At 72.7% G+C, this 15,710-nt stretch carries 17 protein-coding genes; 13 read left to right on the top strand and 4 right to left on the bottom strand.

Features of this window, described 5'->3' with window-relative positions; genetic code table 11:
* The first annotated feature begins 9 nt into the window (after positions 1 to 9).
* The 7 genes from FXF65_RS20975 to FXF65_RS20945 are packed head-to-tail and all read left to right on the top strand — an operon-like array spanning position 10 to position 5,696.
* Positions 10 to 474 (top strand): MarR family winged helix-turn-helix transcriptional regulator, encoded by a 465-nt coding sequence (locus FXF65_RS20975; RefSeq protein ID WP_148351694.1) that lies wholly within the window; start codon positions 10 to 12, stop codon positions 472 to 474.
* A 53-nt stretch (positions 475 to 527) separates the two neighbouring features.
* On the top strand, positions 528 to 1,523 hold the full coding sequence (locus FXF65_RS20970; protein WP_246198983.1) for an NAD-dependent epimerase/dehydratase family protein: 996 nt from the start codon (positions 528 to 530) through the stop codon (positions 1,521 to 1,523).
* A complete protein-coding gene (locus FXF65_RS20965; RefSeq protein WP_246198982.1) occupies positions 1,520 to 2,713 on the top strand; it encodes a glycosyltransferase family 4 protein in 1,194 nt (397 codons plus the stop codon). The genes FXF65_RS20970 and FXF65_RS20965 overlap by 4 nt, the downstream gene beginning before the upstream one ends.
* Before the next feature lie 10 nt (positions 2,714 to 2,723).
* On the top strand, positions 2,724 to 3,449 hold the full coding sequence (locus FXF65_RS20960) for a hypothetical protein (RefSeq protein WP_148351693.1): 726 nt from the start codon (positions 2,724 to 2,726) through the stop codon (positions 3,447 to 3,449).
* On the top strand, positions 3,446 to 3,799 hold the full coding sequence (locus FXF65_RS20955; protein WP_148351692.1) for a hypothetical protein: 354 nt from the start codon (positions 3,446 to 3,448) through the stop codon (positions 3,797 to 3,799). The genes FXF65_RS20960 and FXF65_RS20955 overlap by 4 nt, the downstream gene beginning before the upstream one ends.
* Entirely contained in the window at positions 3,799 to 4,929 is a 1,131-nt protein-coding gene (locus FXF65_RS20950) for a glycosyltransferase family 4 protein (protein ID WP_148351691.1), read from the top strand. Before FXF65_RS20955 ends, FXF65_RS20950 begins: the two co-directional genes overlap by 1 nt.
* Before the next feature lie 11 nt (positions 4,930 to 4,940).
* Entirely contained in the window at positions 4,941 to 5,696 is a 756-nt protein-coding gene (locus FXF65_RS20945) for a hypothetical protein (RefSeq protein WP_246198981.1), read from the top strand.
* On the opposite strand, the gene FXF65_RS20940 is transcribed toward FXF65_RS20945, so the two are convergent.
* From FXF65_RS20940 to FXF65_RS20925, 4 genes are all read right to left on the bottom strand, one after another.
* Positions 5,693 to 6,232 (bottom strand): YceI family protein, encoded by a 540-nt coding sequence (locus FXF65_RS20940; RefSeq protein ID WP_148351689.1) that lies wholly within the window; start codon positions 6,230 to 6,232, stop codon positions 5,693 to 5,695. The genes FXF65_RS20945 and FXF65_RS20940 overlap by 4 nt on opposite strands.
* A 35-nt stretch (positions 6,233 to 6,267) precedes the next feature.
* Complete coding sequence (locus FXF65_RS20935) at positions 6,268 to 7,176, bottom strand: VanW family protein (protein WP_148351688.1); 909 nt, start codon at positions 7,174 to 7,176, stop codon at positions 6,268 to 6,270.
* Positions 7,177 to 7,292: 116 nt separating this feature from the next.
* Positions 7,293 to 7,529 (bottom strand): DUF6158 family protein, encoded by a 237-nt coding sequence (locus FXF65_RS20930; RefSeq protein ID WP_148351687.1) that lies wholly within the window; start codon positions 7,527 to 7,529, stop codon positions 7,293 to 7,295.
* 32 nt (positions 7,530 to 7,561) lie between these two features.
* Positions 7,562 to 9,184 (bottom strand): bifunctional phosphatase PAP2/diacylglycerol kinase family protein, encoded by a 1,623-nt coding sequence (locus tag FXF65_RS20925; protein WP_246198980.1) that lies wholly within the window; start codon positions 9,182 to 9,184, stop codon positions 7,562 to 7,564.
* A 110-nt stretch (positions 9,185 to 9,294) separates the two neighbouring features.
* Here FXF65_RS20925 and FXF65_RS20920 point away from each other — a divergent pair, with 110 nt between their 5' ends.
* From FXF65_RS20920 to FXF65_RS20895, 6 genes are all read left to right on the top strand, one after another.
* Positions 9,295 to 10,281, top strand: a complete 987-nt coding sequence (locus FXF65_RS20920; protein ID WP_148351686.1) for an ABC transporter permease — start codon at positions 9,295 to 9,297, stop codon at positions 10,279 to 10,281.
* The gene (locus FXF65_RS20915; protein WP_246198979.1) at positions 10,274 to 11,074 is read left to right on the top strand and encodes an ABC transporter ATP-binding protein; all 801 of its coding nucleotides are present in this window, start codon (positions 10,274 to 10,276) and stop codon (positions 11,072 to 11,074) included. The genes FXF65_RS20920 and FXF65_RS20915 overlap by 8 nt, the downstream gene beginning before the upstream one ends.
* Before the next feature lie 152 nt (positions 11,075 to 11,226).
* Entirely contained in the window at positions 11,227 to 12,741 is a 1,515-nt protein-coding gene (locus tag FXF65_RS20910) for an ABC transporter substrate-binding protein (protein ID WP_148351684.1), read from the top strand.
* Positions 12,742 to 12,769: 28 nt separating this feature from the next.
* Positions 12,770 to 13,828 carry an ABC transporter ATP-binding protein gene (locus tag FXF65_RS20905; protein WP_222868655.1) on the top strand — a complete coding sequence of 353 codons (1,059 nt, stop codon included), beginning with the start codon at positions 12,770 to 12,772 and terminating at the stop codon, positions 13,826 to 13,828.
* Positions 13,825 to 14,769 carry a carbohydrate ABC transporter permease gene (locus FXF65_RS20900; RefSeq protein WP_222868654.1) on the top strand — a complete coding sequence of 315 codons (945 nt, stop codon included), beginning with the start codon at positions 13,825 to 13,827 and terminating at the stop codon, positions 14,767 to 14,769. Before FXF65_RS20905 ends, FXF65_RS20900 begins: the two co-directional genes overlap by 4 nt.
* On the top strand, positions 14,766 to 15,638 hold the full coding sequence (locus tag FXF65_RS20895) for a carbohydrate ABC transporter permease (protein ID WP_148351682.1): 873 nt from the start codon (positions 14,766 to 14,768) through the stop codon (positions 15,636 to 15,638). The genes FXF65_RS20900 and FXF65_RS20895 overlap by 4 nt, the downstream gene beginning before the upstream one ends.
* The last annotated feature ends 72 nt before the right edge of the window (positions 15,639 to 15,710 follow it).

Genomic DNA, 15,710 nt, shown 5'->3' with positions numbered 1-15,710 from the left:
GAGGCCGCCATGGCCGACGCCGAACAGGAACCGGACCTCGGACTGCTGATCGGACGGCTGGGACGCGCCCTCCAGGACGAGCTGTTCACCCGCCTCGCCGAGCAGGGCCACCCCGACGTGCGCCCGCGGCACGGCACGGTGCTCGCCATCCTGCCGCCGACCGGCGCGCGGGCGACCGAGCTGGCGCGGCGCTCCGGGCAGCACAAGCAGATCGTGACCGTCATCGTGGACGAGCTCGAACGGCTCGGCTACGTCCGGCGCGAGGCTGACCCGAAGGACCGGCGCGCCAAGCTCGTCGTCCCGACCGACGACGGCCTGGACGAGATCGGCAAGGCCCGCGCCATCCTCGCCGGGATCGAGGACCGCCACCGCGACGACCTCGGCGACGACGTCTTCCGGACGTTCAAGGCCGCCCTGGCGCACGTCACGCGGTCCCAGCGCGACTGGGACGCGACGGAGCCGCATACCGGCTGATCAGGGACTCGTGTCCCTGTCCAGGATGTGCCGATCCGGATAAGGTGCCCCGGGTGCGGGTGGTTGTTACTGGGGCGGCGGGGTTCATCGGAAGCCATGTGGTCGACGCGCTGTCGGGCGCGGGGCACGAGGTGCTCGCCGTCGACGCGCCGGAACGGTCCCTCGCGCCGGAGACGGCGCGGCGGACGTGGGCCGGGACGGCGTCGCGGCCCGGCGTCGCCGCCGCCGAACTCGACCTGGCGACAGACGACCTGGACGCCGTCGCCGCCGCCGACGTCGTCGTCCACCTCGCCGGACGTCCCGGTGTGCGCTGCTCGTGGGGCGAGGGCCGGGCGGCGGCCTGGCGGGACAACGTCGTCGCGACCCGGCGGCTCCTCGCGGCGTGCGCGGACCGCCCGGCGGGGCTCCGGCCGAAGGTGGTCGTCGCGTCCAGCTCGTCGGTCTACGGGTCGGCGGGCGGGCGGCCGAACCGCGAGGACGACCCCCTCGATCCGGCGAGCCCGTACGCGGCCAGCAAGGTCGAGGTGGAGCGCCTCGCCCGGGACGCCGCGCGGGACGGGCTCCGGACCGTCCTGCTCAGATACTTCTCCGTCTACGGCCCCCGGCAGCGGCCCGACATGGCGTTCCACCGGTTCGCGGAGGCAGCGCTCGACGGCCGTCCGCTGCCGGTGTTCGGCGACGGCCGCAGCTCGCGGGCGTTCACGCACGTCGGCGACGTCGTGTCCGCGACGCTCCTCGCGGCGGCCGCGGACCTGCCGCCCGGCGTCGCGGTCAACGTCGGCCACCACGAGCCGGTCACGCTCCGCGCCGCCATCGGGACGCTCACCGGCCTGCTCGGCGTCCGCGCCGAGATTCGGCGGGAGACCCCGGTCGCCGGGGACGCCGCCCGCACCTGGGCCGACACCGGACGCGCCCGCCGCCTCCTCGGCTGGACGGCCGCCACCGGCCTCGCGGACGGCCTCGCCGACCAGATCGCCTGGCACCGCGCGCTCAGCAGCGGCCGTCCTCCACGGGTGGACAGCGCCGACGAGGGGGTGCGGGTCGGATGATGCGGCATCGCGCCGCCTACGTCGCGTTCGACCGGTTCCCGTCCAGCAAGGGGTCGGCGGTCCACATCGCGCAGATGGCGGACGAGCTCTTCGCCCGCTTCGACGGCGGGCTGCTCTGCGCGATCGGCGGCGGCGACCTGCCCCGCTACCAGCGCGAGGGGACGCGCGAGATCGCCCGCTTCGACGAGCCGGTGCCGAACCTGATCGACCGGGCCGAGGCGTTCTCCGCGTGGGTCGCGGGCCATCTGGAGCCGCATCTCGACACGCTGGAGGTCTGCCACGTCCGCGACCCGTGGAGCGCGCTGCCCGCCGTCGCGGACGGCCCCCGCCGCAGGCGCCGCCACAAGGTCGTCTACGAGGTCAACGGGCTGCCGTCGATCGAGATGGCGCACACCTGGCCGTGGGCGGCGCCGTCCACGCTCGCCAAGGTCCGCGAGCTGGAGCGGCACTGCCTGGAGCGCAGCGACGCGGTCGTCGTCCCGTCGCGGGTGATCGGCGCGGCGGTCCGCGGCCTCGGGGTGCCGGACGCGAAGGTCCACCTCGTCCCGAACGGGGCGGACGTCCCGCAGCCGTCGCAGCGCCCGCCGGACGCGCCCGAGCGCTACCTCGTCTACGTCGGCGCGCTCCAGCCCTGGCAGGGCCTCGACGTCCTGCTGCGCGCGTTCGCGCGGCTCGCCGACCTGCCGGACCTGCGGCTCGTCGTGTGCGCGTCGGTCCCGGAGCGGCGGGCGAAGCCGCTGCGCCGCGCGGCCGAGCGGATCGGGGTCGCCGACCGGGTCGACTGGCGGTTCACGCTGCCGCACCACGAGGTCGCCGCGTGGCTCGCGCACGCCGAGGTGTCGGTGGCGCCGCTGACCGGCTGCGCCCGCAACCTCGACCAGGGCTGCGCGCCGCTGAAGGTCATCGAGTCGATGGCCGCCGGGGTGCCGGTCGTGGCGTCCGACCTTCCGGCGGTCCGCGAGCTGATGGCGGACGGGGAGCACGGGCGGCTCGTCCCGGCCGACCGCCCGGCGGAGCTGGCGCGGGCCGTCCGCGTCCTGCTGGAGTACCCGGCCGAGGCCGCCGCGATGGGACGGCGCGGCCGGGCGCACATCGCGGCGGACCTGACCTGGGCGCGGTCGCGCGCCGAGCTGGCCGCGGTCTACGACACGGTGCACGACACGAGCACGCCTCCGGACCGAGAGCGATAGGTGGTTCGTCATGTTCTGGCGTAAGCAGAAGGCCGCCATCCAGCGGTTCCATCCGCTGCACCGGGCGCTCACCCTGGAGAAGGGCTTCACGGTCTCGCTGCGGCGGGACGACTGGGAGCCGGTGATCCAGAGCCTCGCCCGGCACACGACCGAGATCCGGCGGCGCAAGTGGCGGCTGGACGAGCGCGTCCCGGGCGCGCTGGTGCCGATGCTGCGGATCCTCGCGTCCGACATGCCGCCGGACGGGGTGCTGTCCGTCGCGGCGGACATGCGCGGCGCCGAGCTGCCGGAGAAGAAGGGGCCGGAGGTCGAGATGCCCGTCCGGCCGCCGGTCCTCGGGATGCACCAGTGGTACGCGCTGGACCCGTGGCTCCGGATGCGGGCCGAACTGCGGGACGGCAGCGTGCTCGAACTCGCGGTCACCGACCGGGTGCGGTTCCGCAGGCGGCGCCAGCGCGGCTCCAGCGGCAAGGTCAAGATCAAGACGAAGCGGAAGACCGTGCAGCTCGTCCAGGTGACGCGGCGGTTCGCCAAGGACGCGGCCGTCCGGCGTCCCGGGACGCCGCCGCCCGCCTCGGTCCGGGTGCAGGTCAAGCAGGGCGGCCGGCTGGTCGTCCGGGCCAGCGGCAAGTTCCGCGAGCCGCTCGTCGACCGGGCGATCGACCGCATCCTGCAGGTGTCGACGGAGCCGTTCCGGTGGACGCCGCCGGGCACGGCCGCGAGGAGGACCACGTGAACCGCTGCACCGTGACCACCGGCTTCTTCGTCCTCGGACGCTGCGGACGGCAGGCCGCCGCCTCCTGCGGGCAGTGCGGGCGGCCCGTCTGCGCCGAGCACGCCGCGCCGTCCGGCGTCTGCCCGGAGTGCCTGGCCGCGCAGGGCTACGGCTCGCAGGACCCGCACGACCCGGCCTGGGCGCGCGGCCGGCGGCGGCACTACTACCAGAGCAGCTCGCACGCCTACCAGGACGCCGCCTGGTACTCGTCGTTCGACCAGTACGACCGGGGCGCGTTCAACCCCGGCGACGACTACGCGCAGGGCGGCGACTGGGGATCGGACGACGACACCGGCTTCGTGGACAGCTGATGCACCGGGTCCTGTGGATCACCGGGCACTACCCGCCGAGCCGGGGCGGCATGGCGCAGTCCTGCGACCGGATCGTGCGGGGCCTGCGCGGCGCCGGGGTCGAGGTCGACGTCGCGCACCTGACCCGCCGCGCCCGCCCGTGGGGCGTCACCCGCGAGCACGGCGGACGGCTGGTCACCGCCCCGCTCGGCGACGACTCCGAGCACGCCCTGCGCCGCCTCTGGACGACGATCACCGCCGAGAACCTCACCGGCTACACCCATGTCGTCGCGTTCGGCGGCGTGTACGCGACGCTCGCCGCGCCCGTCCTCGCCGCGCTGCTGGACGCGCCGCTCGTGACGCTGCTACGAGGCAACGACATCGACGTCGGCGCCTTCTCGATGCGGCGGCGCGGGGTGCTGGCGGACGCGCTGCGCGCCTCGTCGCGGGTGTGCGTCGTCGCCCGCTCGCACGCGCCGCTGGTCGCCGCGCTCGCTCCGGGCGTCCCGGTCGCGTTCGTCGCGAACAGCGTGGACACGGCGCAGTGGCAGGTCCTGCCGTCCGAGCGTGAGCGCGCCCGCGCGTGGCGGGACGAGCACGTCCGCGAGGGCCGCCGCACGATCGGGATCATCGGGCAGCTCAAGGTGAAGAAGGGCGTCGGCTTCCTCCTGGACGCGCTCGCCGCGTCCCGCCGCGCGGACGACTTCCACCTGCTGCTCGTCGGCGAGGTCGAGGAGCAGGTGACGGAGTGGCTCGCCGCGCGCGGCGCCGACGTCCCGCACTCGTTCCTGCCGTTCCTGGACCGCTACGACCTCCCCGCCGTCTACGCGAGCTGCGACCTGGTCGCGCTGCCGTCCTTCTACGACGGGATGCCGAACGTCGCGCTGGAGGCGGCGGCGCTCGGCGTCCCGCTGCTCGCCTCGGACGCGGGCGGGCTCGCCGACCTCGCCGACGACGACATCGGCTTCACGTTCCCCGCCGGGGACGCGCACGCCTGCCGGGCCGCGATCGACCGCGCCGCCCGCGCGGACGCCGCCGAGCTGGCGAAGCTCGGCACGGCGGGCGCGGAACGGATCCGCCGCGACTTCACCCCGGCCGCCGAGACCGCCGGGTACCTCGGCGTCCTCGATGCCCTCGACGCGGCGCGGTGATCGTCTGCCATGTGTCCGGCGACGGCCTCGGGCATCTGACCCGGCTCCGGGCGGCGCTGCGCACGCTCCGGCTGGACGGCCCCGTCACCGCCGTGACGGACTCGCCGTTCGCGGCCGACCCGCGCGTCACCGGCGGCTGGCGGGTCGTGCGCCCCGGCGCCGACCTGCCCGGCGACGTCCGCGAGGTGATCGTCGACGCCTTCCCGGCCGGGTTGAAGGGCGGGCTGGACGCCGCGGCCCCGCCCAGCGCGCGGGTCACGCATCTGGCGCGGCTGCTGCGCTGGGACGCCTACGCGCCGCTGCTGCCCGCCGTCCCGCCGCGCTTCGACCGGACGTTCGTCCTGGAGGAGCTGGACCCCGCCCATGACGCCTACCTGCGCCGCGTCTCGGCGGAGGTCACGCCGCTGACTCTGGCCGATCCCCCGGCGGAGCCGGTCGACGTCGCCGGGTGGCTCATCGTGCACAGCGGGCCCGACGCGGAGACGCGGGAACTCCTCGCCTACGCGCTGGACATGGCGTCCGCCGAACGGGTCCGGCCGCCGATGACGCTGGTGTCGCCGGTGCGGCCCGCCTGGCTTCCCGCCCGGATCGCGCACCTGGACGTGTATCCCGCGTGCGCGCCGGGGCCGAACGTGGAGCGCGTCGTCACGGCGGCGGGGTTCAACGCCGTCCGGCAGTTCGCGCCCTGGCGGGACATGCACCGCATGCTGCCCTTCCCGCGCAGCCTGGACGACCAGTTCACGCGCGCCGCCCGCGCCCGACGCTAGCCCGGAAGGCGGACGTCGAACTCGACCTCGACGTCGTCGGCCAGCCTGAGCGCGCCGAAGAACGCCGAGTACGGCTTGATCCCCCACCGCGACTGCTGGACGGCCACCCCGCCCCGCACCCGGTCATCACCCTCCAGGGCGGCGCTGACCTGCACGGGTTTCACCCGGCCCATGATCGTCAGGTCGCCCTCGATCCGCTCCCCGGCGTCGTCGATCCGGGTGGACGCGAACGTGATGCGCGGATACCGCCGGACGTCCAGCACCGAGCGGAGGTTCTTCCCGATCTCCGCGCGGTCCTGGTCGGTCAGCGGCTTCACGCCGCCGGACCCGTCCTTGACCTCCAGGCCGTCCACCTCGACGGTCACCGCGACCGACGACGCTGACAGGGGCTCGCGGGCCTCGACCTCCGCCGTCCAGCGGGTGGCCTCGATGGTGAGGTCGTGGCCCGCGCGGCGGCCGAGGCCGCTCCGGCCCGTCCTGATCAGCAGCCGCCCGTCGTCCGGCCCGAGTTCGTGTGTTCCCTCTCGTACCGCCATACCCTCACACTGCCACGCGCCTCCCGCCCGGCGGCTCAGCGGCACTCCACCTTCGCCTGCGGCCGGTACTCGGTGTGGAAGCGCTCGCGCTCGACCTCGCGGCCGCCCAGCAGGAGCGTCCGCCACACGTCGATCTCGAAGCCCGGACGGCCGGGCGTGGGCACGCACGAGCGGCCGCGGCCGCGCAGGACGCCCGTCCCCTGCGACACGAACTCGTACGGCTGCGAAACAGCCGAACTCACCTCGTACCGGCGTTCGCCCCACAGGCTGACCGTCAGCGACGAACCCGTGTGCGCCACCTGGACGCGCACCGGAAGGCGGGTGTCGTTCCGCCACGTGAAGTCGAGGTCCGGGTAGGAGACGGCGGCCTCCAACCCTTCCGGGTACTCCGGCATGTACATCGAGTGGGCGCGTGCCTTGCGGATGTCCAGCCCGGCGCTGAAGACGGCGTTGAACAGCGTCGTGGACACCTGGCAGATGCCGCCGCCCACGTCCGCGACCAGGCGCGGCCCGACGATCGCGGGCGCGGGGACGTACCCGCGGCTGCGCGTGCGCGGCCCGACGGCGTCGTTGAACGAGAACGTCGCGCCGGGCTGGACGACCTGCCCGTCCAGGATCCGCGCGGCCAGCTCGATGTTGCGCACCCGCGGCTCCCCCGGCGTGAACCGCGTCGTGTAGCTGCTCATCGGCCCGCCGGGAGCCTCCGCGTCGGCGCCGTCCGCGCCGTCCGGCAGCGGGCCGACCGGCTCTCCCCCGGCCGACAGCGGTGACGGAGCCGGGACGGGCGGAAACCAGAAGTAGGCGCCGAGCAGCAGCCCGGTCGTGGCCATCGTCCCCGCGACGAACGGCCACCACCGCCGGGCGCACTCGCGCAATCCCGGCTCGCGCCCGCGATCCCGCCGCCCCTGCCGCCGCCGTCTCCGGTCGGGCCGGGTCCCCGTCACGGAACACACCCCCGACGACGATCCTGCGACGGACCCGGCCCGGAAACCGGCGACGATGCCCGTACTTTTACCCGGACAAGACGAACTCCCGACCAACGGGAGCCGTCAGGGGCGGGTCAGCGGGCGCGGGCGCCTGCGCGCAGCCTCTCCGGGTCGATCTCGCGTCTCGGACGTCTGCGCAGGTACTCGGCTTCGAGCTGGTTCATGCGCCGCGTGTGCTCCCCGTACGCCTGGTCGGCGGCGTGCCTGAGCGCGTCGAGCCGCGTCTCGTACAGGTGGCCGAGCTCGCGGAACAGGTCGTCGTCGCTGAGTTCGCCGGGGTCGATCCCGATCTCGGTGCCGTCGCTCGTCATCTCCGGGCCCCTCCTCACGGCCGACCCGTCCCCTACCCCTGGCCGCCGGGGACGAACACGCGCAGCCCGCCCGTGTGCTTCCCGAACCGCACCGCCCTGGGCAGGGACGACACCTCGCCGTCCCGCGCCAGCCGCAGCCCGCCGGACGGCGCCACCACCTCGAGCCCCGTCGCCTGCCACGACCGGTATCCGGGGATGAGGGGGAGGTGCCCGGCCAGCACCGCGGCGACGGCCCGCACGCGCGGGACGCGCCGCCCGGTGGCGATCATCCGGATGTCGAGACGGCCGTCGTCCAGCCGGTCCCGCCAGGTCGGCGTCGCGCCGCGCGCCCCGTAGCCGCAGTTGCCGACGAAGCCCAGCCAGACGCGCCGGCGCCGCCCGTCCAGGACGAGGTCGAGGGGCTCGGAGCGGCGCAGCGTCCGGACGGCGGCGACCGCGAGCGCGGGCCACTTCCCGATCCGCTTCTCCAGCCGCTCCCGCCGGTCGACCAGCTCGGTGTACGCGCCGAAGCTCGCCGTGTTCAGGAACACCTGCTCGTCCGCGTCGTCGCGGTTGCCGTCCGCCGGGGCGACGTAGGACACGTCGACGCGGCCGAGGCGCCCGCTCCGGTAGGCGGCGACCGCGTCCGCCGGCGACTCCAGGCCGAGCGCGCGGGCGAAGTGGTCGAACGTGCCGCCGGGGACGACCAGCAGCGGCACGTCGTGCTCGAGCGCGGCCCGCGCGCCCGCGTTCACGGTCCCGTCGCCGCCGACGACGGCGAGGACGCAGGCGCGCTCGGCGGCCTCCGCGAGGGCCTTGTCGGCGTCCTCGTCCGGCGCCAGCCGGACGATCTCCGCCGCGGGCAGCTCCCGCTCGATCAGCTCGACGGCCAGGTCGGGGCGTCCCGGCAGGATCGCGGCGGTCGCCCCGCCGGAGCCGCCCGACACCGGGTTCACCACCGCGACGAGCCCCTCCCCGTCGGGCTTGACCAGGCCGTCGGCGGCCATGGTCACCGACACCCGCGCGACCGGCGGCCGGGCGGGCCAGACGAGCCGCGTCCCGCACGCGGCCAGCGCGCCGATCCCGAGCCCGGCGAGGACGTCGCCCGGATAGTGCGCGCCCGTGTAGACGCGGGCGAACGCGACCGCCGCCGCGGTCGCCGCGACGGGCGCGGCCACCCGGCCCGGCGCCTCCAGCGCGACCCCGGTCGCGAACGCGGCGGCCGACGCCGAGTGCCCGGACGGGAACGCGTGCGAGGTCGGCAGCTTCCACCGGATCCGGATCGGCGGGACGAGGTCGACGACGGGCCGCTTGCGGCGGAACGCCTGCTTCCCGAGGAGGTTCACGGCCGGGCTCGCCACCGCGATCGCGATCGAGCCGCGCAGCGCGGCCCGGCGCAGCCGGTGGCGCCCGGTGAGCCCCAGCACGCCCGCCGTCGTGAACCACAGCACCCCGTGGTCGGCGAACCGCGACAGCCGCGGCAGGACGTACTCCAGGCCGGGCAGCCGCGCCGCCGCCACCCGGTCGAACGCCCATCTGTCCGCCCGCCCGAGTCTCGCCAGCAGGGGGAACCGCGGTTCGGCCGTCCCCGGCCGCGGCCGCGTGTTCGGGACGGACCAGGGCATGACGATGGAGCGTGCGGGCGCGGCGATGCGCCGTGAATGGTTGACGCGCATCTCGGGGGTATCCCCTTGGACGGCGACATGATTCCGTAAAGATCTCAAATCGGGGGTCACATGCGGGCGAACGTCACTCTCGACTCACCGACTGCAATAGGCTTCGCGACATGAGTCACCCGGAACGGCTCGGTTCCCCGGGTGGCGAGTCGGTCGGCACGATCGCGGAGCCTCCTCACGTGAACGAGTCGCTGTCCGACTACGCCGCACGGTACGGGCTGAGGCAGAGCGCCGCGCGCCCCCCGCTGCGCAAGTACCTCCAGCAGGTGTGGGCACGGCGCAACTTCATCTGGGCGTTCGCCTCCGCCAAGAACATCTCGATGTACACCGATTCGAGACTCGGTCAGTTGTGGCAGCTCCTCACGCCATTGCTGAACGCGGCGGTGTACTACCTGATCTTCGGGTTGCTGCTGAACACCAGCCGCGGGATCAAGGACTTCATCCCGTTCCTGGTGACCGGCGTCTTCCTGTTCGGCTTCACGCAGCGGTCGGTGACGTCCGGGGCCAAGTCGGTCGGCGACAACCTGTCGCTGATCAGGGCCCTGCACTTCCCGCGGGCCACGCTTCCGCTCGCGATCGCGGTCGTCGAGCTCCAGCAGTTGCTGCTGTCCCTGGTCGTGCTGTTCGCGATCATCATGGCCTGGGGCGAGCCGATCACGTTCAACATGGTGCTGTTCATCCCGGTGGTGGCGCTCCAGCTGATGTTCAACGTGGGCATCAGCATGGTCATGGCGCGGCTGGGCGCGTTCAACCGCGACATCACCCAACTCCTGCCGTTCATCATGCGGACGTGGCTCTACATGTCCGGCGTGATCTTCAGCCTGCCCGTGATGATGAAGCCCGGCTCCAAGTTGGACCGCTATCCCGTCATCGCGAGGCTGCTCGAAGCCAACCCGGCGCACGTGTACGTCGAGCTGAGCCGGAACATGCTGCTGGGCGAGTACCGCGAGTCCATGCGCGAGCAGGTGGCGCTCCACAAGGCGACCACCATGCCGATGTCGCAACTCTGGTTGTACGCCATCGTGTGGGCCGTGGTGATGCTGGTCGGGGGATTCATGTTCTTCTACCGGGCGGAGGAGCGATATGGCCGTGGCTGACACGAGGCCCCGCAAGGCCCTCGACGCCGTCGAGCTCGACCCGCGGCGCGAGCCGATCGTCGTCGTGGACGACCTGCACATCGTCTACCGCGTCTACGGCGCGGGCGGGAAGGGCAACGCGGCATCCGCGTTCTCCCGCGTCCTGCGCCGCAAGCACCGTCCGACGATGACCGAGGTCCACGCGATCAAGGGCCTGTCCTTCGTCGCCTACCGCGGCGAGGCCGTCGGGATCATCGGCACCAACGGGTCCGGCAAGTCGACGCTGCTGAAGGCGATCGCCGGGCTGCTGCCGCCGCACCGCGGCGGCGTCTACACCGACGGCCAGCCGTCCCTGCTCGGCGTGAACGCGGCCCTCATGAAGGACCTCACCGGCGAGCGCAACATCGTCCTCGGCTGCCTCGCGATGGGCATGTCCCCCGCCGAGACCAGGGCGAAGTACAAGGAGATCGTCGACTTCGCCGGGCTCAAGGAGGGGTTCATCCAGTACCCGATGCGGACGTACTCGTCCGGCATGGGGGCCCGGCTCCGGTTCGCGATCGCGGCGGCCAAGACGCACGACGTGCTGCTCATCGACGAGGCCCTCGCCACCGGCGACGCCAAGTTCAAGGTCAAGAGCAAGCGCCGGATCGAGGAGCTGCGCAAGGAGGCCGGCGCGGTCTTCCTCGTCGCGCACCAGCTCGACGTGGTCAAGGAGACCTGCGACCGCGTCATCTGGATCGACGAGGGCCGCATGCACATGGACGGCGACCCCGAAGAGGTCATCGCCGCCTATGTCGAGACCACCGGCAAGTAACGGCGGACTATCGGGATGTAACGGGCTTCGGCCGTGTCACGCATGTGACTCGTTGAGACCAGAGTGACAGGGAGTTACCAGATCGTCTCTGGATGAGACGGCCTCGCCGATCTACCTTCGAGGGGAGACCTTCACGGCGAGGGAGTGCACCCATGGCCGATCGGCTCAACGTCCCCCCGGCGGGGACGGCCCCCGATACCCCCACCCCCGACTCCCACGGAACCAGCACGATTCGCGGGGGGACGTCTCCCCACTCCGACTCCCACGGAATCAGCAGGCGCGGCTTCCTGTCGTCTTCGGCGCTCACCGCCGGGGCGGCGGGGGCGGCCGGGTTATTGGCGGGATGCGCCAGCGAGTCCAGCGGCCCGCAGGCCAAGGGCACCGGCGACGCGCCCAAAGAGGTGTTCACCTCCCCCGCGAAGAAGCTGAGCGGCTCCCTCAGCATTCTGATGTGGAGCCATTTCGTCCCCCGGCACGACAAATGGTTCGACAAGTTCGTCGCCGACTGGGGCAAGAAGGTCGGCGTGGACGTCCGGGTCGACCACATCAACACCGTCGACGTCCCCCGCCGCGCCGCGTCCGAGATCCAGGCGGGACGCGGCCACGACCTCATCCAGCACATCGCGCCGTTCTCGCAGTACGAGCCGTCCGTCCTCGACATGACGGACGTCGTGCAGGAGGCGAACCGGCGGTGGGGGCAGCAGCTCGAACTGTGCCGCAGGTCGAGCTTCAACCCCAACACGAAGCGGTTCTACTGCTACTGCCCCGGCTGGTCCCCCGACCCGGGCGACTTCCGCAAGTCGATGTGGTCGAAGGTCGGCATGCCGAACGGCCCGGCGAGCTGGGAGGACCTGCTCCGCGGCGCCGCCGAGATCAAGAGGCGGACCGGCGTCCCGTGCGGGATCGGGCTGTCCCCGGAGTCCGACTCGAACATGGCGGCGCGGGCGCTGCTGTGGTCGTACGGCGGGGCCGTCCAGGACGAGAACGAGAAGGTCGTGCTGAACTCCGACGCGACCGTCGCGGCCGTCGAGTACATGACGCGGCTGTTCAAGGAGGCGGAGACCAGCGAGGTGTTCTCGTGGGTGCCGGCGTCCAACAACCAGGCGTTGATCGCCGGCAAGTCGTCCTACATCCTGAACTCGATCTCGGCGTGGCGCACCGCGATGGGCGCGAACCGGGCGATCGGCGACGACATCTTCTTCGTCCCGGCGCTGCGCGGGCCGAAGGCGTCGCTGGCCGCGCAGCACGTCATCCAGCAGTGGATCGTGCCGAAGCACGCGGGCAACCCGGACGCGGCGAAGGAGTTCCTGCTGCACTACACGGCGAACTTCCCGGCCGTGACGTACAACTCCGAGTTGTACGACCTGCCGGGGTGGCCGTCGCTCGTCCCGCAGCTCGACGGGTGGCTCGACCACGACCCGTGGGGCGCGAAGCCCGCGAACAAGCTGTCCCTGCTGAAGACGGCGACGTCGTGGACGGCGAACATCGGCTATCCGGGCCCGTCCAACCCGGCGATCGGGGAGATCTTCAACACGAACGTGCTGCCGACGATGTTCGGCCGCGCGGCGCGCGGCCAGGCGTCCCCGAAGCAGGCGGTGGCGGAGGCGGCGGGCCGCGCCGACGCGATCTTCAAGAACTGGCGGGGCCGCGGCCTCGTCGGCGGCTGAGGGGGCGGGGCAGATCAATACCGTTGAGGTGAAAGGGCTGGTCAAGACCTTCGACGGGCAGCTCAGGGCGCGCCGCGGCCGAGCCGACCAGGTGCGCGCGCTGGACGGCGTCGACCTGGCCGCCGAGCCCGGCGAGTACCTGGTGCTGCTCGGCCCGTCCGGGTGCGGCAAGACGACGCTGCTGCGCACGATCGCGGGCCTGGAGCAGCCGACCGAGGGCGAGGTGCTGATCGGCGGGAACGTCGTGAACGGGCTGCCGCCGCGCGTCCGGAAGATCGCGATGGTGTTCCAGTCGTACGCGCTGTACCCGCACAAGACCGTGTTCGACAACATCGTCTTCCCGCTGCGCGCGGAGGGGATGGCGCGGGAGGAGCGCGAGCGGAAGGCGGCGTGGGCCGCCGAGTTGCTGGAGATCGAGCCGCTGCTGCGCCGCAAGCCGCGCCAACTGTCCGGCGGGGAGCGGCAGCGGGTGGCGCTCGCGCGGGCGCTCGTCCGCGACCCGGCCGTGTTCCTGCTGGACGAGCCGCTGTCCAATCTCGACGCGAAGATGCGCGCGACGGCCCGCGACGAGTTGAAGCGCTTCCAGCAGCACGTCGGGACGACCACCGTCTACGTCACGCACGACCAGGCGGAGGCGATGGGCCTCGGCGACCGGATCGCGGTGCTGGAGAAGGGCCGCGTCCGGCAGGTCGGGACGCCGCGCGAGGTGTACGACGACCCGTCCGACACGTTCGTGGCGCGGTTCATCGGCTCGCCGCCGATGAACCTGGTCAGGCGGGACGACCGGCTGGTCGGGTTCCGTCCGGAGCATCTGCTGCCGGTGGAGAACGTCCCGGCCGAGTCGCGGGTGGCGATGCCGCTGCGCGTCGAGCGGATGGAGTACCTGTCGGGCGACCGGCACGTGTACGGGACGGTGACCGGCGTCGGCGAGGAGACGCGCGTCATCGCCCGCCTGCCGTCCACCGTCGTCACGCCGCTGGACGCCGGGGAGACGCACGAGTTCGCCGTGCCGGGCGAGCGGCTGCGGTTCTTCGACGCCGGGTCGGGCGCGCGGACGTCCGCCGTCCCGATCGGAGGGGCGCCGTGACGGACGCGCGGACCGAGACCGAGCCGGTCGCCGTGCCGGGCGAGGCGGCGCGGCCGAAGGTCGGTCTCGCCGACCGCGACGGCTTCCTCGCGTGGGCGATGCTGCTGCCGTCGGTCGTCTACATCGCGGCGCTGGTCGGCGTCCCGTTCCTGCTGGCGGTCGCGTTCGCGTTCTCGGACGTGACTACCGGCGACCCGTCGTTCGACTTCGTCGGGTTCCGGAACTTCACGGCGGTCTTCGACGACGGCGTGTTCTGGCGGGCGCTGCGGAACACCCTGGTGTTCACGCTGGCCAGCATGGCGCTGATCGTGGTGTTCGGGAAGATCCTGGCGAACATCCTGGTGGCGGAGTTCCGCGGGAAGTGGTTCGTCCGGTTCCTGGTGCTGCTGCCGTGGACGACGCCGGTGTCGCTGTCGACGATCTCGTGGCTGTGGTTCCTCGACTCGATCTACTCGCCGGTCGACTGGGTGCTGCGGCACCTCGGGCTGATCGACGGGAACGTCGTGTGGCTGGGGCGTCCCGGCACGGCGATGGCGTCGGTGATCGCGGTGCAGACGTGGCGGCTGACGCCGCTCGCGGCCGTGATCGTGATGGCCGGGCTGGTCGCGATCCCGCGCGACGTCGACGAGGCGGCGCGGATCGACGGCGCCGGGTTCTGGCGGCGGATGTTCGAGGTGACGATCCCGCTGACGCTGCCGGTCATCGCGGTCGCCGGGCTGTTCGGCGCGATCATGACGTTCACCGACATGACCGTCCCGTTCGTGCTGACGCGCGGCGGCCCGACGCATTCGACGGACGTCCTCGCGTCCTGGGCATACTTCCGCGGCATCGAGGGCGGCGACGTCGGCCAGGGCGCCGCCATAGCGCTCTTCCTGTTCCCCCTCCTCCTCGCGGGCGCGGTAGCGATCCTGCGGGCCGTCCGACGGTTGGAGGCGGGATGAGTGAGGTTGCGGCGCTTCGAAGGAAGTATGCGCGGCGGCATGTCGCGGCGCGGGTCGGCGTGTACGGGTCGGCGGTCCTGGCGGCGCTGGTGTGCGCGCTGCCGTTCCTGTGGAGCGCCGTCAGCGCGTTCAAGCAGAACCAGGACCTCTACAACCCGGAGAGCAACCCGTTCTACTTCAACAAACCCGCCACTCCCGACCATGTGAAGTTCCTGTTCAGGGATACGCCGTTCCTGACGTTCGTGGGGAACACCCTGATCGTCGGCGCGGCGGTCGTCGCGATCACGCTGGCGCTGGCGCTGCCCGCCGCGTACTCCCTCGCGCGCCTGGACCGGCCGTGGGGCACGCCGATGGGCATCGCGATCTTCATGGTGTACCTGGTGCCGCCGTCGCTGCTGTTCCTGTCGCTGACCCGCGTCGTCGTGTGGCTGCGCCTGGAGGACACGCTCTGGTCGATGATCGTCGTGTATCCGACGATCACGGTGCCGGTGTCGGTGTGGCTGCTGATCGGGTTCCTGAAGGCCGTCCCGAAGGACGTCGAGGAGCAGGCCATGGTGGACGGCCACAGCCGCCTCGGCGCCTTCTTCCGGGCCGTCCTGCCGCTGGTGTTCCCGGGGGTCGTCGCGGTGGTCGTGTTCAGCTTCACGCTCACGGCGAGCGAGTTCGTGTACGCGCTGGCGTTCGTGTCGGCGAGCCCGGAGATGGTGGTCAGCACGGGCGTCCCGACGCAGCTCGTGCGCGGGGACGTGTTCTTCTGGCAGTCGCTCCAGGCGGCCACGGTGGTCACGGCGGTGCCGATCGCGTTCCTGTTCAACCTGTTCCTCGACCGGTTCGTCACCGGGTTCACGATGGGAGCCGTGAAGACGTGACGACGTGAGGTCCCGCTGCGACGTCCCCTGATAGAGATGGAGGCGACAACCGGAAGTCCGAAATAGGAGGTC

Origin of the sequence: Actinomadura syzygii (assembly GCF_008085905.1) — a bacterium.
Classification (GTDB): Bacteria; Actinomycetota; Actinomycetes; order Streptosporangiales; family Streptosporangiaceae; genus Spirillospora; species Spirillospora syzygii.
The sequence above is the reverse complement of the archived record's forward strand: the minus strand, read 5'-3'. Positions and strand labels throughout refer to the sequence as shown.